Here is a 22797-nt window from a genome sequence, read left to right on the forward strand (position 1 = left end):
TTTTTTATAAGATAGATACTATGTTTTTTACAAATAGATATTAAGGGGTAATGCAAATGAATAAAGTAGGTTTTGATCCACAGAAGTATATTGAAGAACAATCTAAGTATATTCTAGAACGCGTAAATAACTACGATAAATTATATTTAGAATTCGGTGGTAAATTAATCGGTGATATGCATGCTAAGCGCGTGTTGCCAGGTTTTGACCAAGATGCAAAAATCAAATTACTACATAAGTTAAAAGATCAAACAGAAATCATTATTTGTGTCTTCGCAGGTGATATTGAGCGTAACAAAATTCGCGGAGATTACGGCATTACTTATGATATGGATATTATGCGTCAAATTGACGAATTAGCAGAGTATGAATTATCAGTGAATAGCGTGGTAATCACTCGTTTCAACGGACAACCAGCTACTAAAATTTTCATCAACAAATTAGAACAACGTGGGATTAAAGTTTACACACATGGTGTGATTGAAGGTTATCCAGTCAACGTTGATAAAATTGTCAGCGATGAAGGATTCGGCATGAATACGTTCATCCCAACAACAAAACCGATTGTGGTCGTAACGGGACCTGGTGCTGGAAGTGGTAAATTAGCGACATGTCTAACTCAGTTGTATCATGAGAGTCGTCAAGGTCGCGAAGCGGGTTATTCAAAATTTGAGACCTTCCCGGTTTGGAATGTGCCACTGAAACATCCATTAAATATTGCCTATGAAGCAGCAACAGTCGATTTGAAAGACGTGAACATGATTGATTCGTTCCATTTCGATCATTACGGTGAAATTGCGATTAACTATAATCGTGATATTGAAACGTTCCCAATTATTAAACGTACGATCGAGCGTATTACTGGTCGTGAATGTGAATTCAATTCACCAACTGACATGGGTGTAAACCGTGTTGGGTTTGGTATTATTGACGATGAGGTCGTGAAAGAAGCCTCAAAACAAGAAATTATTCGTCGCTATTTTGCTTCAGAATGCGACTATAAAAAAGGTTTAATTGATTTAGAAACTTTAAATCGTGCGCAAATCATTATGGAGGAAGTTTCATTAAAACCTGAAGATCGTCCAGCTGTGACACCAGCTAGAGAATACGCAGAGCGTTTAAAAGCTGAAAACGCAGCGAATCCTGACTTCACACCAGCTGTTATGTCGTTAGAATTAGCGGATGGTAGTATTATTTCTGGTAAGAGTTCTGATTTAATGGAAGCAACAGCTTCAGCTATTTTAAATGCGATAAAATCTTTAGCCAATATTGGCGATGATATTTTGTTATTATCACCTAATATTTTAGAGCCGATTCAAAATCTTAAAGCGAATGAACTATCAGGTCGCTTAATGGGGTTAAATGCTAACGAGATTTTAATTGCGTTATCCATTAGTGCCGTAACGAATCCCGTTGCGCAACTAGCATACAGCAAATTAACGGCATTAAAAGGCACACAAGCTCATTCAACGGTTATGTTAAATAAAGATGACGAGCAAGTCTTACGTAGTTTAGGTATCGAATTTACGTGTGAACCAGAGTTTTCGTCTAAGAATTTGTTTTATATGTAAAATAAATAAATTGAATAGGCTAGAGCGCATGCTCTAGCCTTTTTTCTAATCATCTATTTGTTCAGCTGCTTCTTTTTCTATTAAGCGATATTTCTCCATTTTCTTACTAAAAAGCTCACCATTTGAAGGGGGAGTATACGTGATTGCGTTCGCTCCAGCTTTAATTGTTTCGATAATTCCTTCATCAGTAGGACCACCAGTTGCGATAATTGGGATGTCAGGATAGCGTTCACGCATCACACGAACGACTTCCGCAGTTTCTTTCCCACCGCTTACATTTAAAATGCTAGCACCAGCTTCAATTTTTTCGTCGACATCAGTATAAACAGATGTGATCGTTGCAATAATTGGAATATCAATAGTTTCCTTAATTGCTGCAATGGTTTCACGAGGAGTCGGTGCATTGACGACAACACCAATTGCCCCTTGAGATTCAGCAAAAAGACTCATTTGAGCCGAACGAGGACCTTGGGTTGTACCGCCACCCACACCACAAAAAACAGGGATGTCTGCTGCTTCGGTGATACTCTTGGTAATCGTAGGGTGAGGTGTAAACGGATAAACGGCAATGACCGCATCCGCATCGGTGTTACGGATAATCGCGATATCAGTTGTATAAATAATTGCCTTAATTTTTTTGCCGAATATTCTAATTCCGCTACACGTGCGAATGGCTTCTGGTAACTTAATAATGTCTTGACGTAATGGTGTCATAATTTCTGGAATTTCGTTTGCTTTCATAAGATTCCCTCCTCGTGTTGTTATGTTAGTTTTATTCTATCATAAATTCAAAAAATGCCTGCGTGAAAACGTAATGTTCTTGCGTATTTTTTTGTGAGATAGGAAGGAGGGCGAATGCGTGAATAGGTGGCAGTTGCTAGATAAACGATGGTTAATCGGATTAGGGATGGTCGTTATGTTAGTGGTGGGTGGATTATTTATCAAAAGTACACAATCCACTTCGAATACCGATTTTGTGGTTGAGAAGCAATTTAGTACAAGTCTGGATGATGTAGCATTAGGGACGAGTGATAATGTTGCGATAGACCAAACGAGTGAATCTGTTGAGGTTGTCGCATATGCGGATATTAAAGGTGAGGTTCATTCGCCTGGTATTTATCAAATTACGCCTAACATGCGTGTTTCGGGAGTGATTGACCTAGCGGGGGGGATGACGGAGAACGCTGACGTTAATCAAGTCAATTTAGCCCAAATTGTCACGGATCAAATGATGATTTACGTACCCGCTGAAGGCGAAGAAGTTTCAGAAGTGGTACATAATCAAGCAGAAGAATCGGAAATAACTGATGCAGTTAACGGTGATAGCGACATAGCATCTGGGCAAAGCGAGGATAAAGTTAATATTAATACAGCAAATTTGACAGAATTTCAGACGCTAAATGGTGTTGGAGCGGTTAAAGCGCAAGCGATTATTGATTACCGTGAAGCAAACGGAGCTTTTCAATCGATTGAAGATTTAAAAAATGTGAAAGGAGTCGGTGAAAAAACCTTTGATAGTTTGAAGGAATCGATTACAATTGACTAAAAGAGTAATTGAGGAGGTATTTGTGATGACATTTGAAAGGATTCCTTGGGATCAGTATTTTATGGCACAAAGTGTCTTGTTGGCGATGCGTAGTACTTGTACACGTTTAGCGGTCGGGGCAACGATTGTCCGTGATTCTCGTGTCATTGCCGGTGGATACAATGGTTCTGTCAGCGGCGATGTTCATTGTATTGATGAGGGGTGTTATGTGGTTGATAATCATTGTGTACGTACGATTCATGCGGAGATGAACGCTATTTTACAGTGTGCTAAATTTGGAGTACCGACTGAAGGTGCCGAAATTTATGTGACACATTTTCCGTGCTTACAATGCACGAAAATGATTATTCAAGCTGGAATCAAAAAAATTCACTATTTAAACAACTATCGCAATGACGAGTATGCGTTACAGTTGTTGGCACAAACAAATACTGAAGTGCATCAAGTCGAACTTGATAAGAATTTTTTTGCTGAATTACAATTTGGAGATGAAGAAATCAGCGGATGAGTTATTAAAAGAACGTTATTATGCTTATTTTAGACAAACCCATACTTTACGCCAATATGTCGTTTTTCCAGTTATGACATTAGTCGTAAGTTTTGGTATGTGGCGGGAACGTTCTTGGTTAATGGTTAGTTTATTTTTGATAGTTATCACACGCGTAATGATGACACGACAAAAGCAAGTAATAGTTAGTTGCTTAGTGAGTGTCATTGTTTCCGCGTGTTTTTTTATGGCTTTTGCAAGAACACCACGGCCTGCTCCGAGTGCTGAGCGGACGTTTACAACGGTCATACAACCTCAAACGATAGTGATTAAAGGTGACTATTTTCAGTTTACAGGTGTAACCCCTGGACAATCAGGTAAGAGCCGTTATCGCTACAAATTGACTAGTGAAGCTGAAAAAAATGTGTATCAGCAACTCGCTCGTCAGGCCAGTGTTAAAGTAACGGGGAAGTTTAGTTTGCCTAAAACAGCAAGGAATTTGAATGGTTTTGATAATCGTCGGTATTTATCTGAGCAAGGAATTGATTACTTAGTCGATGTCAAATCTCTTGAAATATTTGGTGTGAAGGCCTCTTTTTCACCACTAGTTAAGTTGCGTGAGTGGAAAAGTTGGTTGCTTCACTACGTTAATCGAACGTTCGGTTACTATACACGTTTGTATGTGAAAAGTTTGTTGCTCGGAGACAAGGGGGAGGAGTTTGCAAACGAACGTGAATCATTTGAAAAACTAGGAATTTTGTATTTGTTTAGCATTTCGGGGATGCATGTGACTTTTTTTGCGAGTTTATGGCACAAACTTTTAAGGCGTACTCCGTTAGCTTTAGAATGGATTGAATGGTTAGAGTACGGTTATTTATTCGCTCTGTATTTCTTGTTTGGTGAAGGGATTGCGGTCCTTAGAGCTTTGTTAGCATATGTTTTATTGACACGTAATCGACGTTATCGGCTTGGTTTTTCTAGTTTAGATACCTGGGCCCTTAGTTTGTTAGGGTGTTTTTTGTTGAAGTCAGAAGCTATTTTTTCAATCGGTAGCTGTTACTCGTTCTTCTTAACCTTTTGTTTAATATATTTGCGACCGAGTCTTGCTAGATATGCAAGCGGTTGGCGGTATAATTTCTTAATTAGTGTTGGGTTATCACTACTAGCCTTTCCGCTTAATAGTTACTTTTTTTACGAAAATCGTCTATTAGCATTTGTGTTCAGTTTTGTCTTGTTGCCACTTATTTGTCGTGTGTTATTGCCTCTAATTTGCTTTTCTTTAGTGACGCCATTTTTGGCACAGTTAGTTGAAATGTTATTTAAAGGTTGTCATTTCTTGTTTGTATTATTAGGAGAATTACCAATCGCTCATGTAATAACGGGCAAAATCCCATTGATTGGCTTAATGGCCATGTTAGTGTTGTTAGGTTGGAGTTTAATTAAACTTGAGAGTAGTTGGCGACAATCACTGATAGGTGTCTGTTTGATGGCAAGTCTTACTTGTAGTTATAAGTATTTGAATTACCAAGGGTTAGTGGCTTTTGTAGATGTTGGTCAAGGAGATTGCTTGGTCATTCAAGAACCCTTTCACGGAACGGTAACGATTGTCGATGTCGGTGGGAGGATGTTGTATGAGAAAGAAGCGTGGCAACAATCTCTTAATGTACCAGGCGTTACTTATACTTTATTACCGTTTTTGAAAAGTCTGGGTATTACGCGTGTTGATGCCTTAGCGTGTACGCATGCAGATGCCGATCATGTGGGTGATTTGGTGGCGGTTTTAGATAGTGTCACTGTTGAGCGTTTGGTATTTCCGACAGGACTTGAGCAAAATGAATCGTTTGCTCGTAAAATTCAGCCATATGCTAAACAAATCGCTTTTCAACAAGTATTAGCGGGAACTAAATTTAAGTTAGGTGATTTGGTGTTTGATGTGCTATCTCCTACCAAAGTTGAAGATGACGGCGGCAATAATGATTCACTCGTGTTATCCACCCAGATAGGACAAGCAAATTTCTTGCTGACAGGTGACATGGAAGAAGCGGGAGAGCTATCGTTGTTAAAACGTTATCCTAACTTGAGTATCGATGTCTTAAAAGTTGGACACCATGGCAGTAAGACTTCAACAACGGATGCTTTTATTGCACAAATTCAACCCAAACTAGCGATTATTTCATGTGGGGAAAACAATCGTTTTGGACATCCTCGTCCTGAGGTGTTGGAGACACTTGCCAAGTACCAAGTGAACGTTTGTCGGACAGATTTAAAAGGCATGATTTATTTTGAATGGTCGGGTTTAACGGGGAAAATAAAAGGTCCGCTGACGTTAGTTGCGGATAGTCGGTAAAGTTACTTAATCTTTCGATTTAAATTTCAAAGTGCCTATCTTAGGGCTCGTTTATTAAACGAGTTAGGGTATAATGGAGGGATGAATAAGTAAGTCGAGGTGTATTATGGAACAAGCAGTAAACATATTGTCCAGTGTTTTTGGATATGAGACGTTTCGTCAGGGACAAACCGAGGTAATTGAAACGATTGCCAATCAACAAGATGTTTTAGCGATTATGCCAACCGGTTCAGGAAAGTCGCTTTGTTATCAAATTCCAGCGCTGATGGCTGAAGGGATTACGATTGTTGTTTCGCCACTTGTTTCATTAATGAAAGATCAAGTGCGTGAGTTGCTTGCAGCAGGTATTCGAGGTGCCTATATTAATTCGTCGCTAAGTGAAGCACAAATCAATAAAGCCTTGTTTAATTTGAGTCAGGGGATGTACAAAATTGTCTATGTGGCGCCTGAACGTTTAATGACACCACGCTTTTTAGCGGCGGTTAGTGAAGTGCCTGTTAGTTTAATCGCAGTTGATGAAGCGCATTGCTTATCGCAATGGGGGCATGACTTTAGGAGTAGCTATTTAGCGATTCCAGAATTTATTGCCACTTTTGAAGCACGTCCAACGATTGCGGCGTTTACTGCAACAGCTAATGTCAAAACGCAGCACGATATTTTAGCATATCTGGGATTACAAGAGCCACTTATTGTAAAAAATAGTTATGATCGTCCTAACTTATATTTCGCAGTCGAAGTTGTGGCAAATCGTCGAAAATTTGTTGAGTATTACGTTCAGAAAAATCCAGGTGAAAGTACGGTCATTTATGCCTCAACGCGTAAAGAAGTCGAAAAGATCGCTAATTTCCTAGTTGAGTTAGGGGTCAAAGCGACCTATTATCATGCGGGTTTATCAAGTGACGAACGCACACGTCATCAAGATGCGTTTATTTTTGGCGAAGCGGATGTGATTGTGGCAACGAATGCTTTTGGAATGGGGATTAACAAACCCGATGTGCGTCACGTCATTCACTATAACTTACCAAAAGACTTGGAGAGTTACTATCAGGAAGCAGGTCGAGCGGGTCGCGATGGGGAACCGGCCAAGTGTACCTTGTTATTTTCACGTGCGGATATCGTGTTGAATCGTAAAATGTTAGTGTCTAGTTCTGAAATGTATGAAACAAGTGACGAGCAACAATTTTATAAAAATAAATCCCTTGATGCGATGGTACAGTATGCAACGACAACTAGTTGTTTACGTCGAGTGATGCTAAATTATTTTAATGAAGAGAGGTCGAGTGACTGTGATAATTGTTTGAACTGTCAGACGACGTTTGAAGAAAGAGAGATTACCGAAGAAGCACGGGCTGTGATGCACTATTTGGCAGAACTACAACAAGCGCATCGTCAAATTGGTAAGGAACGTGTGATTCAATCGTTGATGATGGCTGAAAGTGACGCATCCCCTATCAATTCAGATTGGCTAGGCAGTTTGGCCGACAAAACCAAATTAGAAGTGACGGAAGTGATGGATTATTTATTAGACCATTATTTTATTTCAATGGACGTCCTGAACTATTATGTGCTAAGTTTGACGGAGAGAGGTCAAGCGTGGTTGATGGAAGAAACACCGTTAATGATGCCTTTGCGTAAAAAAACAGCCTATCAAGCATTAAAAAACGAGAAGAAAAGTAAAAAAACAAGTGAACTTGTTATTTCAGCCGATAATCAGTCCTTATATAACCGTTTAGCTGATTTACGTAAAGAATTAGCCCAAGAACAAAACTTACCGGCTTACGTGGTGTTTGGAAATAAGAGTTTAGCTGAGATGGCAACTTATCAGCCACAAACGAAAGAAGCCTTTTTAGCTATTAAAGGAGTCGGTGAATCGAAATATGAAACATATGGTGAAGTGTTTATTCAAGCGATTCAAGCTTATTTAGCTGACTAGTTCAATTCTTAATGAACAGTTACGATTATGCTATAATAGGTAGGAGTTCAGAGGTGTAAAAATCAAGGAAATATAAAATACTAGAATAGCAAGGAAGACAAGCATGACGTTACAACAAGAATTAACAAAGATTAGTAAAGGTCAGCTAGCACCGGTTTATTTACTAGTCGGTTCAGAGCAATATTTAGCTGATTTATTTATGAATACACTTAAAGAAGCGGTTTTAACTGAAACAGATGATGAGATGAATTTTATTCGTTTTGATATGGAACAAGCGCCGTTATCGTTAGCAATTGAAGAAGCCAATACGATTCCCTTTTTTGGCGACCAGCGAGTGGTTCAAATGGATAATCCTTACTTTTTGACGGGCGAACGCAATAAGGTGAGTGTCGAACATAATACGGATTTGTTGGTAGCTTACTTGCAGTCACCGATGGAGTCAACCATTTTAGTCATTTGTGCCACTTATGAGAAGTTAGATAGTCGTAAAAAAATCGTAAAAGAGTTAAAAAAACAGGCGACGCTGATTTCAATCGAGCCGCTAAAAGAACAAGAGTTACGCAATTATGTACGCCAGAGTGTCGAAGGCCGTGACTATGAAATTACACCAGAAGCGCTAGATAGTTTGTTATATTTGTGTCAAATGCAATTAGGGCGCGTTATGTCAGAACTTGATAAAATCATGCTTTATGCAATGGCAACGAAAAAAATTACCAAACCGATTGTCGAAAGTTTAGTCGCTAAATCACTAGAACAAAATATTTTTGAAATGGTTGATTATGTTATGAAAAAACAGCCAGAGAAGAGCCTACGTTTGCATCAAGAATTACTGTTACAAGGTGAAGATACGATTAAAATAACAGCGATTTTGTTACAACATATTCGTTTATTAATCCAAGTCAAAATCATGTTAGGGATGGGTTATCAAAAGAGTAATATGGCCGATGTATTGAAAATTCATCCGTACCGTGTGCAACTAGCTATGCAATTAGTAAAATCATATGATTTGAAATTGTTAGGTCAACTTTATGATAGTTTGGCTCAAAATGATTGGTTAACTAAGACGGGACAAATGGATAAAGAGTTGCTTTTTGAGTTGTTTATTTTGAAATATAGTGCATCGTAAGTTATTGACTTTTCTAGCAATTTGTTTCATACTAAAGGTACATTTTAATAGAACGACCATCACAAAGGGGTGCCAGTTGGCTGAGATCATACCCTTGAACCTGTAGTGTTAAGACACGCGTAGGAATTGTGATGGAGTATCAACGTGAACGTTATACTCCTCCTTTGTTGTATGGTATCGTCTATACAATTTAAAGGAGGAGTTTTTTTATGCAACAACAAGTAACGCGCTCATCAAGTAAAGTATTAATTGGAGTCGAAGGTGCCATTTTTGCAGCGTTAGCGATGGTGTTATCATTCATTCCGACTACCATTGGTTCAAGTTTTACGATTTCATTAGGGATGATTCCGTTGACAATGTATGCTTTGAAACGTGGCGTAGCACCAGGATTATTAGCGGGTCTTGTCTGGGGATTACTACATTTTGCAACAGGACAAGTTGCTTACTTATCAGTTAGTCAAGTGTTGATTGAGTATTTAGTTGCCTTTACAATGGTTGGTCTAGCTGGTATCGTATCCAAACAATTCATCGCTAACAAACAAACCAAAGCAGCCTATAAATGGTTAGTAATAGCGGTTTTCATTGGAACAATCGCTAGATTTTTCTGGCATTTTGTGGCAGGCGTGATTTTCTGGGGGCAATATGCATTATGGGGCATGGCACCTATGTTGTTTTCATTTATTATGAATGGTGTGAGTGGACTGGCTACAGCCATTGTAACGGCTCTTGTTTTGAGTTGGATTTATAAACTATCTCCTCGATTATTTTTGAATAATTAATTGTCCGTAAAAACTATCCTTAATTCAAACGCTTATGATATGATTAGGTGGAGATGAGAAGAAGGGATGTGTCAGGATGACAGAATGGTTCGTGAATTTAACGCCGTGGCAACAAGCCTTGGGCGGTACCGCATTTACATATGGGATGACAGCACTCGGTGCGGCGTTAGTATTTTTCTTTAAAGAAATTAAAAAGGATGTCTTAAATTTGATGCTTGGTTTTGCTTCAGGTGTCATGATTGCGGCAAGTTTTTGGTCGCTTCTAGATCCGGCAATTGAGCGTGCGAGTGAGAATGGAGATATCCCTTGGTTAGTCGTAGGGATTGGGTTTATTCTAGGTGGTTTATTTTTATATCTAGCTGATAAAGTGATTCCTCACATGCACTTTGGTGATAACCAAGAGCAAGAAGGTATGCCTAGCCACTTAAAAAGAACGGTCTTATTAGTTTTTTCAATTACGTTACATAATATTCCCGAAGGTTTAGCAGTCGGGGTCGCGTTTGGTGCAGCAGCTTCAGCTGATAACCCAACGCAAGCAGTCCTGGGTGCTTTAGCGGTTGCTATCGGGATTGGAATTCAAAACTTCCCCGAAGGTGCAGCTGTGTCAATTCCTCTTCGTCAAGAGGGGTTGAGTCGATGGAAATCATTTTTATACGGTCAAGCTTCAGGGTTAGTTGAGCCGATTGCCGGAATTGCGGGTGCCTTATTAGTAGCACGTATGACTTTCATTTTACCCTATGCCTTAGCGTTTGCAGCAGGTGCAATGATCTATGTGGTGGTGGAAGAACTAATTCCAGAAGCACAACAAACTACAACCAAAGGGGCTCATTACGGCGTATTTGGTGTGATGGCTGGCTTTGTGATTATGATGATTTTGGATGTTGCTTTAGGTTAGTAGGTTTATCAATATTATAATGAGCTAAAGTTCTTACAACAGTGTTTGTAGGGGCTTTTTTATTGAAACTATTTGGAAAAGAACTTTTAAGTGTGGTAATAAATTCTCGTAGATTAACAAAGCCAATCGTATTTCTAAAATATTTCTTTCTAAATAATTTTGACCTGTGTGGTTGGGAATAATAAAAAAATCTCCTGTCTAGAGTTATCTAGAGAGGAGATTTTAAGTTATCGTCGTTGTATCCGCCAATTTTCGATGACACGCACGGTAATGTAAATCATCAAAATAGGAAAAATTAGTTTTAAAGCAAAGCCTAATAACTTACCAACTAAAATCAAACCAAATGAAAGGGCGAATAGGATCACAATTAGTTTAATAATATTATCTACATTGTAACGATTCATTGAACGTCACTCCTTGTTTTGTTTTATTAAACTAAGTATAGCAAACACTTATGACAAATTAATGGTGCTTAGGACTGATTTTTACAATATTATAAATATTTATTAGTGCGTTAGAAATAAGAGATACCAGCCTAATACCTAGGAAGGGGTAAAGTCTTAGTTTGGGCTTTGTAGAACTTGTGTTAAAACCCAAAAAAGAGTAGACAGAGACGATGAAACTCTGCTACTCACTTATAGGGGAAACTCTTGAAGAAAGAAGATTAGAAGAAACAATCTAATTGTTTTCTAATCTTACTAATTATATTCTCATAAACCTTATGATAAAGCAAGCGGAAAGTTTATAAAAATTTAAAAAAAGCTCATTTTTGGACGAAAGTCTAAAAAATGAGCTTTTTGTTTAAAATTTAACAGGATATAAGTCAAAACATTCAACTAAAACGTGATTGACGTGTTCTAATAGTTCGCTTTTTTCTTGATAAAACTTTTTTGTTTTGACAGTGACGTTATTATTATTAGTGTAAATCCATTGTGTGAAGTCTTCTTGTTGCTTAACTTGCTGATCAGAGCGTGAAAATAAAAGATAATCATATAAAATATCAAATTTCATCTCTTGTTTGAAACCTTCATGGAGAGCGACAGCCATAATTAATGCTTCCGGTGTCAGTTCACCTACAGCAATAGTTTGTTCATCGATTATAAGTCGCGCTATTTCAGCTTTAAACGGGACGCAGGCATTACAACCGCCGTCAGTCATTTCATAGTCAATTTCAAGTACTGCTGTCTTTGTCATTATCATTACCTACCTTTATTATTAGTTGGCTGCGCCAATTAGTTTGGTGAATTCATCAATTGGAAGGTCGTTTGAAATTTCTATACGACTTAAACTTAACAAACCGTTACTTTTAGAAGCAAGTCCAGTGTTAGTCGTTAGGCCAAGCTTATAACCAGCTTCTTCAGCTACTTCAATTATGTCATCGTTATAACTATTTTCTGGGTAAGCGATCGTGGTTGTGGTTTGTTTTAAGGTGGTATCCAAGGTTTCTTTTGACTGTTTAATTTCGGTCGTTAGTGTACTTGGTTTTAAATCGGTCAAAGCTAATCCATTAGCTGTGCCGCTTTCAACATTAATTTCACCACTAATTAACATTTCTTGCAAATCATAAAGATTAGCGTAGGTCACATTACCTTCTTTATTGGGTAAATAATTAATAGTCGCTTGCATTTTATAGCGTTGAAGCAAAGGGAAAGCAAATTTGTATTGATTATAGTAGCCATTATCAAATGTTAGCCAGATAATTTTTTCAGCAGGCTTCTTATTTTTTGTCAATACCTCGTAGGCTTCTTGTGGTGTTAATGTATAATAATCTTCTTTTTTTAGCCATTCTAATTGTTGGGTAAAATTTTCTATGCTGAGTGTTTCCTTAGATGCTTGATTGTTGAGGTATGAATAAGCGATGATTGGGAATTGAATGTCTGAACCTTCTGTGGCACTTTCCCATTTTGAACTATCAGGAATTTGCATATTTCTCTTAACAATAGCTGTTTCATCAATTTTGCTTACATTGACTTGACTAGAATCCACCAATACTTCATTTTTATGCAGTTGTGGTGTTTCTTTTTTATTCGCATTGTTTTTCGAAATGAAAACAATGGATAAAATCATTAACTCAATAAAAATAATCGTCACAAGGACCGAAATTATTTTTTTTCGCATGATGTAATTCCTCCAAAAAAATCCTTTTAACCCATCCTAACATATAAAAAATCATTACTCAAATTCTTTTTTAGGGCCAAAAAAACATAAAAATAAATAAAAAAATTCTTTATAATTAAATAAAACATTCACAAAAATAACAAATTTAAGGTTTAATATATGAACATACCAACAAACAAACCCTAACAAAACTTTTCATTATTTACTTCCAAAGTAAATAAAAATCTCCTTTTCTCCTAGTGTGAACTAGGGGAATTTTTTTTGCAAAAAAATAGACATAAAAAAAAGAGAAGGCAAACTTCTCTTATCTTTAGTCATTAGTTAGCTTTTGTTAATTTAGCATGTAAACGAGCTTTATCGCGGCTAGCTTTGTTTTTGTGGATTAAACCTTTAGAAGCAGCCATGTCGATAGCTTTGTTTGCAGCGTTTTGTAATTCAGCTACGTTGTCAGCACCAGCTTCTACAGCTTTATCAAAGTTTTTGATAGCAGTACGCATTGCGCTCTTTTGAGAAGCGTTTAAATCGTTAGATTTATTGCTAGTACGTACGCGTTTGATTGCAGATTCGATATTTGGCATGTATTTCACCTCCAATTATTCTAAGTTCTAATTGTACTGAAAACAGACACAATTCAACATTCTTCATTATACCTAATTCAATTTTGATTTGCAATAATATTTTTTTCAAAGGAATTAAATTACAGCTATTTTGAAACAAAATGACTATTAGACTAGTTTCGCAATTTTTTGGGGTAAAATAAAGATGGAAAAATGTTTAAAAAGCAACTATAATAGAAATGTTTGTATGCAAAGCTATTATAGTAGAAAATATGAATAATTACTTTTATAAAAAATTGAATAGGTAGGTGGAAATTTTGGGAAGTATTGATTTTGCGGCAGGGCACGTTAATCTGGCCTTGATCGTAACATTGGTTCTCGTAGTAGGTGTTATTTTCGTTAATGGATGGACGGATGCACCTAACGCTATTGCAACAGCTATTTCAACTCGCGTTTTGAAACCAAAGACGGCGATTTGGATGGCAGTAGTTATGAATTTCTTGGGGGTTGTCGTAATGACGTTCCTAAATGCGACTGTTGCGGAAACAATCAGTAACATCGCGGATTTTGGGAGTGATCAACGAACAGCGCAAATAGCCCTTGCAGCGTCGCTCTTTGCGATTGTTTTTTGGGCAGTCGCATCTTGGTACTATGCAATTCCAACGAGTGAGAGCCATGCTTTAATCGCAGGCTTAACCGGATCAGCGATGGCTTTATCAGGTTTAGATGCCATCAACATGTCAGAATGGTCAAAAGTACTATTCGGTTTAGTCTTCTCAACTGTTGCTGGGTTTGTCGGAGGTTATTTAGTCGTTCGACTAATTGAACGCCTTTTCAGACATACGGATCGCCGTAAAACGAATAAAATATTCAGTGCTGGTCAAGCTGTAGCGGCAGCAGGAAATGCTTTCTTACATGGTGCACAAGATGGTCAAAAATTTATGGGAGTGTTCATGTTAGGACTTTCATATAACGGTTTTGTGGACAACGTAGCGGGTGGTTACACCATCCCGATGGAAGTCATGATTGTCTGTTCATTGATCATGGGATTCGGAACATCTGTCGGCGGAATGAAAATTATCAAGTCTGTCGGAATGGACATGGTAAAACTAGAAACATATCAAGGTTTTTCAGCTGATTTAAGTGCAGTTATTACATTATTTATTTGTTCTTGGACAGGAATTCCTGTTTCAACAACTCACACAAAAACAACCGCTATAATGGGGGTTGGTGCAGCCAAACGTATGTCGAGTGTTAACTGGTCAATCGTTGGTAACATGGTATTAGCTTGGGTCTTGACATTCCCAGGGGCAGGAATTATCGCCTATGTAATGGCAAAAATTTTCTTGATGATATTTTAGACTAGGAGAATAGAAAAATGGCTAGAAAGAAAGAATTTAACTACTTTGAAAATTTAACAAAATTAGCTGAAAAGAGTGAACAAGCAGCTAAAAAAATGCAAGAATTAATCAATGACTTCTCAGAAGATAAAGTGGCTACATATACGCATGAAGTTCACGAAATCGAACGTGAAGCAGATCAAATTTCTCACAAAATCTTAAATGAGTTGAATCACTCATTTGTAACACCTATTGATCGCGAAGATATTGTATCAATTACCGAACACTTAGACAATGTTTGTGATGGAATCAACGCCTTAACATACTTATTCGATACTTATGCAGTATCTGAATTACGTGCTGATACAGATAAAATTGCTGAATATGTAGTAGATGCAACACACGCCTTGGTGGTAGCAACACAAGAATTTTCTAAATTTAAACAATCAAAAGTTTTAAAAGCTAAAATTGACTACGTGAATGAGATTGAAGAAAAAACTGATATTTTATACCGTTCATTAATTAAAGAATTAATTACTAAAGAAGAAAACGTCATGAACGTTATCAAATGGAAAAATATCTACGAAGGTTTTGAAGTGGTAGTGAACAACGCTGAAAAATCTGCGGATATTTTATACGGTTTGGTTATTAAAAATACTTAATCTCTAAAAATAATCCTTATTAAAAAGCTAGAAAGTCATAACTTTTTAGCTTTTTTTATTGCTTAGTTAGGGGGATTCATTAGAGCTACTGCAATATCAGTTTAGTGGAGAGAATTTTTGTCTATAAGAGCTCTTTAGTTTTTGCTTAATTTGACAAAACACAAATAAAAAATGGTATGATTATTTAGATAAAAATGTAAGTTGAAAAATAGTAGGAAAGTGGTGGTAGCTTTGTCAAAAAAAGCAGCAGTAGATTTAGATTGGAATAATTTAGGCTTCTCTTATATTAAAACAGATGAACGTTATATTTCACATTGGAAAGACGGTGTCTGGGATAAGGGGACTCTAACAGAAGACAATCAAGTGACGATCAGTGAAGGGTCAACTGTTATTCATTATGGTCAGTCATGTTTTGAAGGCTTAAAAGCTTACCGCACTAAATCAGGTGAGGTTCAATTATTTAGACCAGAAGAAAATGCTAAACGTCTACAACGCAGCTGTCGTCGTTTATTGATGCCGGAAGTGTCTGAGGAACAATTCTTATCAGCGGTTAAACAAGTCGTGATTGCCAATGAACGCTGGATTCCGCCGTATGGTACAGGAGGTACTTTATACCTACGACCTTATGTGATGGGGGTAGGAGATAATATTGGAGTAGCGCCTGCTCAAGAATATATTTTTGGTGTCTTCGCCATTCCGGTTGGTGCTTATTTCAAAGGCGGTCTAGCGCCGACGAGTTTCATTATTTCCGAATACGACCGCGCCGCTTCACATGGAACGGGTGGCGTTAAAGTAGGCGGTAATTATGCTAGCAGTTTACTACCGGGGAAAGAAGCTAAGCAACGTTCTTTTAGCGATTGCATTTATTTAGACCCAGCGACTCATACTAAGATTGAGGAAGTTGGTGCCGCGAATTTCTTTGCGATTACGAAAGATGGTCGCTTTGTGACACCTGATTCGCCTTCGATTTTACCAAGTATTACCAAGTATTCATTATTGTATTTAGCTGAACACCATTTGGGGATGCCAGTTTCTCAGGAAGATATTTATATTAACCAGCTGGATCAATATGCCGAAGCAGGAGCTTGTGGAACGGCAGCGGTTATTTCTCCGATTGCTGGGATTCAAAATGGTGAAGACTACCATGTCTTTTATTCAGAAACAGAAGTTGGTCCAGTAACACGTCGATTATATGATTTATTAACAGGTATTCAATTTGGTGATGAAGAAGCACCAACAGGTTGGATAACAAAAGTTTTATAGAATGAAAAAATGCCAAGATAACGCTAAAAACGTTTGATTGGCATTTTTTAGTGTTCTTCTGTAGTTAGTTTTTCAAAAAATGTGCTATAATAAAAATGTAGGTAGTGAGTAACTGTCTTTTTGAAAGGAGTCGTTACGAGATGTTTGAGAAATTTTTTGATATGAAAGAGGCACGACGTCGTAAAAAGGCTCTTGCTAAAAGTGAAAAATTACGTGAGAAAAACACATTGCTACGACAACAAGGCAAAGAGCCGACTCAAGGCTGGAATAAGATGGTGGATACTGGTTTAGTCGGTATGAACAAGATGAATCGTGGGCAAGTGGATATGTTGGGGGATCCTGAAGGTACATACAACATTATCGCCGAGGAGCAAAAGAACTTAGCTAATAAACGAAATTAAATAACGTTTGAATTCTTTAACGGATGGATGAATATTCTGTTCAACAATACAAATATAATCGTTAATTAATATAAAGAGTGTGATTTAATTAATCATGCTCTTTTTTGTTTTGTTTAATGTTAAAATAACATTAAGTTTCAAATTAAATGAAAATAATGAGGTAAAACAAAATGGAAAAATTTTTAGGAAAAAAGGACTGGCTCGCGATTTTACTGTTTGGCCTGTTCGGTCAATTTGCATGGACGATTGAAAATATGTATTTTAATGTATTTATGTACAATACGATTACAACTGATAGTCGTGCGCTAGCGAATATGATTTTTGCCAGTGCAGTTGTGGCGACGCTCACGACGTTACTGATGGGCGCGTTAACTGATAAGCTAGGTAAACGTAAAGGGTTCATTGTCTTGGGGTATATTTTGTGGGGGCTTTCGACGTTAGCTTTTGGGTTTATTTCAGTCGATAACGTGGCGAGATTGTTTCCGAGTTTAAATGCGGTGACGTTAGCTGCCACAATCGTGATTGTGATGGACTGTGTGATGACTTTTTTTGGAAGTACGGCGAATGATGCGGCGTTTAATGCTTGGATTAATGATGTGACACCAACGAAACAACGTGGGCGTGTTGAGACAGTGTTGGCGGTCATGCCATTAGTGGCAATGCTAATTATTTTTGGCGGCTTCGATTGGTTAACGCAACAAGGGCGCTGGGATTTATTTTTTATTATTTTTGGTGTGATGATTACCTTTGGCGGGGTAGTCGGTGCGTTCTTAATTGAGGAACAACCACAAATTGAGCGCCACGAAGGTAATTATTTTAGTAATATTTGGTATGGTTTCAAACCACGTGTGGCTAAGCAACATCCAGTACTGTATACCGCCCTGTGTTTACTGGCTATTTTAGGAATTAGTACCCAAACGTTCATGCCGTATTTTATTATTTATATGCAAAAGTATTTGGCATTAGATAATTACACGATTCCTTTAGGTGTGATATTAATTGTTAGTAGTGTGGTGAGTGTTTTAAGTGGTAAGTGGATTGATACATTTGGTAAATTGCACTTTTTACCGATTGCAACGTTAATTGAAGTGATTGGTTTAGTAGGGTTATTTGCGAGTCGTTCGATGGTGTTGATTATTATTAGTGGTGTCTTAACTGTCGGTGGTAATATGGTAATCACTGCTTGTATTAACGGGATTGTGCGCGACTTTACACCTAAAGACCGTTCTGGGCATTTTCAAGGGGTGCGAATGTTTTTTAACGTGCTAATTCCGATGGCGATTGGGCCGTATTTAGGCTCGATGGTGATTAAAGGTAGTGGTGAGACATACACGGAGCTAGGGGAAGTTAAAGAAGTGCCAACGCCGATGATTTTCATGGCAGCTGCGTTAGTCTTAGTGATATTAGCTTTTTGGAGTGTTTATTTGAAGAAAAAATGGCAAGATGAGGTGAAGTAACGCATGGTCAAAACGATTGATTTATATACAAAGTGGGGAGAATACGTTGTGAAAACGGATGAGTTACCATTAAATGACTATCCTCGTCCGCAATTAAGGCGTGATAATTGGCAAAATTTAAACGGCTTTTGGGAGTACGCTATTTCTCAGAGTGAAACCGTTCCTGATAAATTTGACGGACAAATTCGCGTACCGTTTTCACCTGAGAGTTTGTTGTCGGGTGTGCAACGTTTAGTGACGCCAGCAGATACATTGTGGTATCGTCGAAAGTTGACAGTTGAGCAGCAAGACGATAAGCGTGTCTTGTTACATTTCGGTGCGGTCGATCAAATATGTCAAGTGTGGCTAAATGGGCGACTAGTTGGTGAGCATGTCGGGGGCTACTGGCCGTTTACGTTTGACATCACTAATTATTTACAATCGGAAAATGAACTGTTGGTCAAAGTCAAAGACGCAAGTGATAATCCGATTTATGCGTACGGCAAGCAAAAACTACAGCACGGTCAAATTTGGTACACCCCTCAAAGTGGCATTTGGCAGACGGTCTGGTTAGAACAAGTGCCAAGTAACTATGTAGAAAATTTAACTGTCACGCCTAATTTTGACGAAAGTAGTGTGACGTTATCGATTGAAACAGCACATGCCTTTGAGCAAGCCAATATCGTGATTAGTAAAGATGGGCGTGAAGTAGTGCGAGCAACTGCGGCTCATTCTGAGATTACAATTGAGTTGCCAGAATTTGACGCATGGACGCCTGATACGCCGCATTTATATGACGTTGAGGTGACGTTAGCTGAAGACCGCGTTCAAAGTTATTTTGGCATGCGCAAATTTTCGATTGGCAAAAATGCACACGGTCAGACGGTGCCATTATTAAATAATCAGCCGATTTTTCACAATGGCTTGTTAGACCAAGGTTATTGGAGTGATGGTTTATATACGCCACCGAGTGATGAGGCGATGATATGGGATATTGAGCAAGTGAAGGCACTAGGTTTTAATATGTTACGTAAGCATATTAAGGTCGAGCCGCTTCGTTGGTATTATCACTGCGACCGTTTAGGGATGTTGGTGTGGCAGGACTTTGTCAGTGGCGGTGCACCAGAATATAGTCGTTGGTTAATTCAAATTTTACCGTTCATCAATATTCAACTGAAAGACAATAAGTACAAATGGTTCCGTCGCGAGTCGCTTGCGAGTCGTCAACAGTTTGAAACAGAGATGCATCAAACGGTGGCTACTCTGAAAAATGTTACGAGTCTAGCGACTTGGGTACCGTTTAATGAAGGGTGGGGCCAATTTGATAGTACGCGCATAGGTGATATGTTGCGAGATCTCGATCCAACGCGCTTAATTGACTATGTCAGTGGTTATCATGACCAAGGAGAAGGTGACTTCAAGAGTCCGCATATTTATTACAAAAAGTATCGCTTGAAGCCTGATAAACATGAGCGGATTCAAATTTTGAGCGAGTTTGGAGGCTATAGTTTACCGACTGAGCATCACATGGGAACGGACAAATTATTTGGTTACAAAATGTACCAAACACCCGCTGAATTTTCAGCTGCTTATGAAAAATTGTTCGTTGAAGAAATCTATCCCGCGATTGAACAAGGTTTATCTGGAACAGTTTACACGCAAGTTAGTGATGTTGAAGAAGAGATTAACGGTTTGTTTACGTATGATCGTCGCGTGATTAAAATTGACCAAGCATTAGTTAGACGGGTGAATCAAGAAATTTATCGTCGATTTGCGACGCAACAGTCAAAATAGGGTAAAATATAATTAACAGATTTTTCATTAAATGACGTAACTAATAGTGAAGAGGGCAATTGAGATGCGAGCGGAGATTATTGCAGTAGGAACAGAGTTGTTGATGGGACAGGTAGTCAATACGAATGCCACGTTTTTATCAGATCAATTAACCGGTTTAGGCTATGGTGTGTATTATCAAACGGTAGTTGGTGATAATGTTGGACGTTTACGCGAGTGCTTAGCGTTAGCGAGTCAGCGAAGTGAGTTGATTGTTTTAACTGGTGGCTTAGGGCCAACCGAAGACGATTTGACGCGTGAAACATTAGCGGATTTCTTAGGGGTTGACTTAGAGATTGACGAAGTAGGTCTAACCAAGATTGAACGTCATTTTACGTTGCAAAAACGCGTCGTAACGGAGAATAACCGCAAACAGGCGTTATCGCTAGTCGGTAGTCATACGCTACAAAATCCGACTGGTTTAGCGGTCGGTGATTTTTATCAACAAGCTGGACAGCCGGCGTATTTATTGTTGCCTGGTCCACCAAGTGAAATGAAACCGATGTTTTTAGAGGCAGCAGTGCCATTATTAAAAGAATATTTACCGCAATCAACGAGTCTGTATTCGCGGGTTGTGCGTTTCTTTGGAATTGGTGAATCGCAACTCGTGACCTTGTTATCGAATGAAATTACGCAACAAACGAATCCAACAATTGCCCCGTATGCAGCGCCAAATGAAGTGCGTTTACGTTTGACGGTGCAAGCATCTGACGAAGCGCAAGCTAATCAATTGTTAGATACACTTGAAGCGCGTATTATGGCAGTAGCAGGCAATTATTTTTACGGTTATGGTGAAGATAACAGCTTAGTGCAAGAAACAGTTAAAGCCTTGCGTGAGGCGCATGCAACGGTTGCAGTAGCTGAAAGTTTAACAGCCGGTCTTGTTCAAAGTTCGCTAGGTAAATTATCGGGTGTTTCTGAGGTGTTTGTCGGAGGATTTGTGACGTATTCAAATGAGATGAAAGAGCAGTTATTAGGGGTTAAGGCCGCAACCTTGGCTGAGCATGGGGCAGTGAGTCGCGAGTGTGCAATTGAGATGGCTAGTAACACGCGTCGTTTGACAGGCGCGGACTATGCCTTATCGTTAACGGGTGTCGCAGGTCCTAATGAAGTTGAAGGTCAGCCAGTTGGGACGACTTGGCTTGCGCTAGCTAAACCTGATGGCAGCATTATGAGCGAAGCCTTTCGTTTCACGCGTCATCGTGAATATATTCAACATAGCGCGATGATGAATGCGTTAAATATGTTGCGTTTGGAATTATTGAATAAAAAATAATCGAATGTTTGTTCGCTTTTTGCTTGCTTTTTTGTTTGGAAGAACGTATCATAATAATATAATCGTGAATTAGAAGGAGGATCATATTTTGGCAGATGATCGTAAAGTCGCCTTAGATGCGGCGTTAAAGAAGATAGAGAAAAACTTTGGTAAAGGTTCTATTATGAAGCTAGGTGAAAAAGTTGATACGCAAATTTCAACTGTTTCAAGTGGTTCTATTGCGTTAGACGTTGCATTAGGTGTAGGTGGCTACCCTCGTGGACGTATTATTGAAGTGTATGGCCCAGAAAGTTCTGGTAAAACAACGGTTGCCTTACATGCGATTGCAGAAGTGCAAAAACAAGGTGGAACAGCAGCCTTTATCGATGCTGAGCATGCCTTAGATCCTGCTTACGCGGCTAAATTAGGTGTAAATATTGATGAATTATTACTTTCTCAACCAGATACTGGTGAGCAAGGTTTAGAAATTGCGGAAGCGTTAGTAACAAGTGGTGCAATTGATATTATCATCATTGACTCGGTAGCGGCGTTGGTACCACGTGCTGAGATTGATGGTGAAATGGGTGACTCACACATGGGTCTACAAGCGCGTTTAATGTCACAAGCCTTACGTAAATTATCAGGTACTATTAATAAAACCAAAACAATTGCCATTTTTATTAACCAAATTCGTGAGAAAATTGGGGTAATGTTTGGTAATCCTGAAACAACACCAGGTGGACGTGCCTTGAAATTCTATTCAACTATTCGTTTAGAAGTGCGTCGTGCTGAACAAATCAAAAACGGGACTGATATTATCGGTAACCGCACACGTATTAAAGTGGTGAAAAATAAAGTAGCACCACCTTTCAAACAAATTGAAGTGGACATTATGTATGGTCAAGGGATTTCAATGGTCGGTGAATTATTAGATATGGCTGCGGACATTGACATTGTTGATAAGAGCGGGGCTTGGTACTCATACAAAGAAGAACGTATGGGGCAAGGACGCGAAAACGCTAAACAATTCTTAATCGATAATCCTGAAATTATGTCGGAAATCTATAACGCAGTTCGTACAGCTTTTGGAATCGGTAGCAGCACGGTAGCGGCAACTGAAGAAGTAGAAGATGGTTTAGATTTAGACTTAGAAGATTAATCTGAAATTTGAATCGATTGATAAGAGCGACGGTATTAGGCTGTCGCTCTTTTTTTGTGCTTAAAACACGGATAGTTATTTGGTAAATT

The 22797-nt window shown here is 38.5% G+C and carries 21 protein-coding genes and 1 riboswitch; of the genes, 16 read left to right on the plus strand and 5 right to left on the minus strand.

Annotation, left to right across the window (positions count from 1 at the left end):
* Positions 1 to 56 precede the first annotated feature (56 nt).
* A complete protein-coding gene (locus tag FA707_RS01255; RefSeq protein ID WP_136952523.1) occupies positions 57 to 1571 on the plus strand; it encodes a DUF1846 domain-containing protein in 1515 nt (504 codons plus the stop codon).
* A gap of 45 nt (positions 1572 to 1616) precedes the next feature.
* Here FA707_RS01255 and FA707_RS01260 read toward each other — a convergent pair whose 3' ends face one another.
* Entirely contained in the window at positions 1617 to 2312 is a 696-nt protein-coding gene (locus FA707_RS01260) for a beta/alpha barrel domain-containing protein (RefSeq protein ID WP_136952524.1), read from the minus strand.
* A gap of 118 nt (positions 2313 to 2430) precedes the next feature.
* On the opposite strand from FA707_RS01260, the gene FA707_RS01265 reads away from it, so the two are divergent.
* The 7 genes from FA707_RS01265 (at position 2431) to FA707_RS01295 (ending at position 10684) form a co-directional block, all read left to right on the plus strand.
* Positions 2431 to 3117, plus strand: coding sequence for a helix-hairpin-helix domain-containing protein (locus tag FA707_RS01265; RefSeq protein ID WP_136952525.1), 687 nt, complete (start codon positions 2431 to 2433; stop codon positions 3115 to 3117).
* Positions 3118 to 3142: 25 nt separating this feature from the next.
* Positions 3143 to 3625 (plus strand): ComE operon protein 2, encoded by a 483-nt coding sequence (locus FA707_RS01270; protein ID WP_136952526.1) that lies wholly within the window; start codon positions 3143 to 3145, stop codon positions 3623 to 3625.
* Entirely contained in the window at positions 3606 to 5951 is a 2346-nt protein-coding gene (locus tag FA707_RS01275; protein ID WP_168177323.1) for a DNA internalization-related competence protein ComEC/Rec2, read from the plus strand. The genes FA707_RS01270 and FA707_RS01275 overlap by 20 nt, the downstream gene beginning before the upstream one ends.
* A 106-nt stretch (positions 5952 to 6057) precedes the next feature.
* Complete coding sequence (gene recQ / locus FA707_RS01280; protein WP_136952528.1) at positions 6058 to 7884, plus strand: DNA helicase RecQ; 1827 nt, start codon at positions 6058 to 6060, stop codon at positions 7882 to 7884.
* A 103-nt stretch (positions 7885 to 7987) separates the two neighbouring features.
* On the plus strand, positions 7988 to 9010 hold the full coding sequence (gene holA / locus FA707_RS01285) for a DNA polymerase III subunit delta (RefSeq protein WP_136952529.1): 1023 nt from the start codon (positions 7988 to 7990) through the stop codon (positions 9008 to 9010).
* 55 nt (positions 9011 to 9065) lie between these two features.
* A riboswitch (TPP riboswitch) is annotated at positions 9066 to 9153 on the plus strand.
* 66 nt (positions 9154 to 9219) lie between these two features.
* Positions 9220 to 9789 carry an energy-coupled thiamine transporter ThiT gene (gene thiT / locus FA707_RS01290; RefSeq protein ID WP_136952530.1) on the plus strand — a complete coding sequence of 190 codons (570 nt, stop codon included), beginning with the start codon at positions 9220 to 9222 and terminating at the stop codon, positions 9787 to 9789.
* 76 nt (positions 9790 to 9865) lie between these two features.
* The gene (locus tag FA707_RS01295; protein WP_136952531.1) at positions 9866 to 10684 is read left to right on the plus strand and encodes a ZIP family metal transporter; all 819 of its coding nucleotides are present in this window, start codon (positions 9866 to 9868) and stop codon (positions 10682 to 10684) included.
* Between the two features lie 227 nt (positions 10685 to 10911).
* Here the strand turns inward: FA707_RS01295 and FA707_RS10435 are convergent, their stop codons facing one another.
* From FA707_RS10435 to rpsT, 4 genes are all read right to left on the minus strand, one after another.
* Entirely contained in the window at positions 10912 to 11088 is a 177-nt protein-coding gene (locus FA707_RS10435) for a hypothetical protein (RefSeq protein ID WP_154299877.1), read from the minus strand.
* Positions 11089 to 11485: 397 nt separating this feature from the next.
* Entirely contained in the window at positions 11486 to 11878 is a 393-nt protein-coding gene (locus FA707_RS01300; RefSeq protein WP_168177324.1) for a DUF4809 family protein, read from the minus strand.
* A 21-nt stretch (positions 11879 to 11899) separates the two neighbouring features.
* Positions 11900 to 12802, minus strand: coding sequence for a polysaccharide deacetylase family protein (locus tag FA707_RS01305; RefSeq protein WP_136952533.1), 903 nt, complete (start codon positions 12800 to 12802; stop codon positions 11900 to 11902).
* A 317-nt stretch (positions 12803 to 13119) separates the two neighbouring features.
* On the minus strand, positions 13120 to 13380 hold the full coding sequence (rpsT, locus tag FA707_RS01310) for a 30S ribosomal protein S20 (RefSeq protein WP_136952534.1): 261 nt from the start codon (positions 13378 to 13380) through the stop codon (positions 13120 to 13122).
* Positions 13381 to 13685: 305 nt separating this feature from the next.
* Here rpsT and FA707_RS01315 point away from each other — a divergent pair, with 305 nt between their 5' ends.
* From FA707_RS01315 to recA, 8 genes are all read left to right on the plus strand, one after another.
* Positions 13686 to 14720, plus strand: coding sequence for an inorganic phosphate transporter (locus FA707_RS01315; protein WP_136954139.1), 1035 nt, complete (start codon positions 13686 to 13688; stop codon positions 14718 to 14720).
* Between the two features lie 17 nt (positions 14721 to 14737).
* Complete coding sequence (locus FA707_RS01320; protein WP_136952535.1) at positions 14738 to 15361, plus strand: DUF47 domain-containing protein; 624 nt, start codon at positions 14738 to 14740, stop codon at positions 15359 to 15361.
* Between the two features lie 231 nt (positions 15362 to 15592).
* Entirely contained in the window at positions 15593 to 16624 is a 1032-nt protein-coding gene (locus tag FA707_RS01325) for a branched-chain amino acid aminotransferase (RefSeq protein WP_136954140.1), read from the plus strand.
* A 140-nt stretch (positions 16625 to 16764) separates the two neighbouring features.
* Positions 16765 to 17025 (plus strand): hypothetical protein, encoded by a 261-nt coding sequence (locus FA707_RS01330; RefSeq protein WP_246032330.1) that lies wholly within the window; start codon positions 16765 to 16767, stop codon positions 17023 to 17025.
* Between the two features lie 170 nt (positions 17026 to 17195).
* Positions 17196 to 18482 (plus strand): MFS transporter, encoded by a 1287-nt coding sequence (locus FA707_RS01335; protein ID WP_136952536.1) that lies wholly within the window; start codon positions 17196 to 17198, stop codon positions 18480 to 18482.
* A gap of 3 nt (positions 18483 to 18485) precedes the next feature.
* The gene (locus FA707_RS01340; RefSeq protein ID WP_136952537.1) at positions 18486 to 20255 is read left to right on the plus strand and encodes a glycoside hydrolase family 2 protein; all 1770 of its coding nucleotides are present in this window, start codon (positions 18486 to 18488) and stop codon (positions 20253 to 20255) included.
* A gap of 64 nt (positions 20256 to 20319) precedes the next feature.
* Positions 20320 to 21570 carry a competence/damage-inducible protein A gene (locus tag FA707_RS01345; protein ID WP_136954142.1) on the plus strand — a complete coding sequence of 417 codons (1251 nt, stop codon included), beginning with the start codon at positions 20320 to 20322 and terminating at the stop codon, positions 21568 to 21570.
* Between the two features lie 88 nt (positions 21571 to 21658).
* Positions 21659 to 22708 (plus strand): recombinase RecA, encoded by a 1050-nt coding sequence (gene recA / locus FA707_RS01350; protein WP_136952538.1) that lies wholly within the window; start codon positions 21659 to 21661, stop codon positions 22706 to 22708.
* The last annotated feature ends 89 nt before the right edge of the window (positions 22709 to 22797 follow it).

It is taken from the genome of Vagococcus zengguangii (genome assembly GCF_005145005.1).
Classification (GTDB): domain Bacteria; phylum Bacillota; class Bacilli; order Lactobacillales; family Vagococcaceae; genus Vagococcus_A; species Vagococcus_A zengguangii.

Excerpts from the sequence above, each read along its gene's own strand:
- FA707_RS01255 (WP_136952523.1), top strand. The coding sequence starts at position 57 with ATGAATAAAGTAGGTTTTGATCCACAGAAGTATATTGAAGAACAATCT.
- FA707_RS01260 (WP_136952524.1), bottom strand. The coding sequence starts at position 2,312 with ATGAAAGCAAACGAAATTCCAGAAATTATGACACCATTACGTCAAGAC.
- FA707_RS01270 (WP_136952526.1), top strand. The coding sequence starts at position 3,143 with ATGACATTTGAAAGGATTCCTTGGGATCAGTATTTTATGGCACAAAGT.
- FA707_RS01275 (WP_168177323.1), top strand. The coding sequence starts at position 3,606 with ATGAAGAAATCAGCGGATGAGTTATTAAAAGAACGTTATTATGCTTAT.
- recQ (WP_136952528.1), top strand. The coding sequence starts at position 6,058 with ATGGAACAAGCAGTAAACATATTGTCCAGTGTTTTTGGATATGAGACG.
- holA (WP_136952529.1), top strand. The coding sequence starts at position 7,988 with ATGACGTTACAACAAGAATTAACAAAGATTAGTAAAGGTCAGCTAGCA.
- thiT (WP_136952530.1), top strand. The coding sequence starts at position 9,220 with ATGCAACAACAAGTAACGCGCTCATCAAGTAAAGTATTAATTGGAGTC.
- FA707_RS01295 (WP_136952531.1), top strand. The coding sequence starts at position 9,866 with ATGACAGAATGGTTCGTGAATTTAACGCCGTGGCAACAAGCCTTGGGC.
- FA707_RS10435 (WP_154299877.1), bottom strand. The coding sequence starts at position 11,088 with ATGAATCGTTACAATGTAGATAATATTATTAAACTAATTGTGATCCTA.
- FA707_RS01300 (WP_168177324.1), bottom strand. The coding sequence starts at position 11,878 with ATGACAAAGACAGCAGTACTTGAAATTGACTATGAAATGACTGACGGC.
- FA707_RS01305 (WP_136952533.1), bottom strand. The coding sequence starts at position 12,802 with ATGCGAAAAAAAATAATTTCGGTCCTTGTGACGATTATTTTTATTGAG.
- rpsT (WP_136952534.1), bottom strand. The coding sequence starts at position 13,380 with ATGCCAAATATCGAATCTGCAATCAAACGCGTACGTACTAGCAATAAA.
- FA707_RS01320 (WP_136952535.1), top strand. The coding sequence starts at position 14,738 with ATGGCTAGAAAGAAAGAATTTAACTACTTTGAAAATTTAACAAAATTA.
- FA707_RS01330 (WP_246032330.1), top strand. The coding sequence starts at position 16,765 with ATGTTTGAGAAATTTTTTGATATGAAAGAGGCACGACGTCGTAAAAAG.
- FA707_RS01335 (WP_136952536.1), top strand. The coding sequence starts at position 17,196 with ATGGAAAAATTTTTAGGAAAAAAGGACTGGCTCGCGATTTTACTGTTT.
- FA707_RS01340 (WP_136952537.1), top strand. The coding sequence starts at position 18,486 with ATGGTCAAAACGATTGATTTATATACAAAGTGGGGAGAATACGTTGTG.
- FA707_RS01345 (WP_136954142.1), top strand. The coding sequence starts at position 20,320 with ATGCGAGCGGAGATTATTGCAGTAGGAACAGAGTTGTTGATGGGACAG.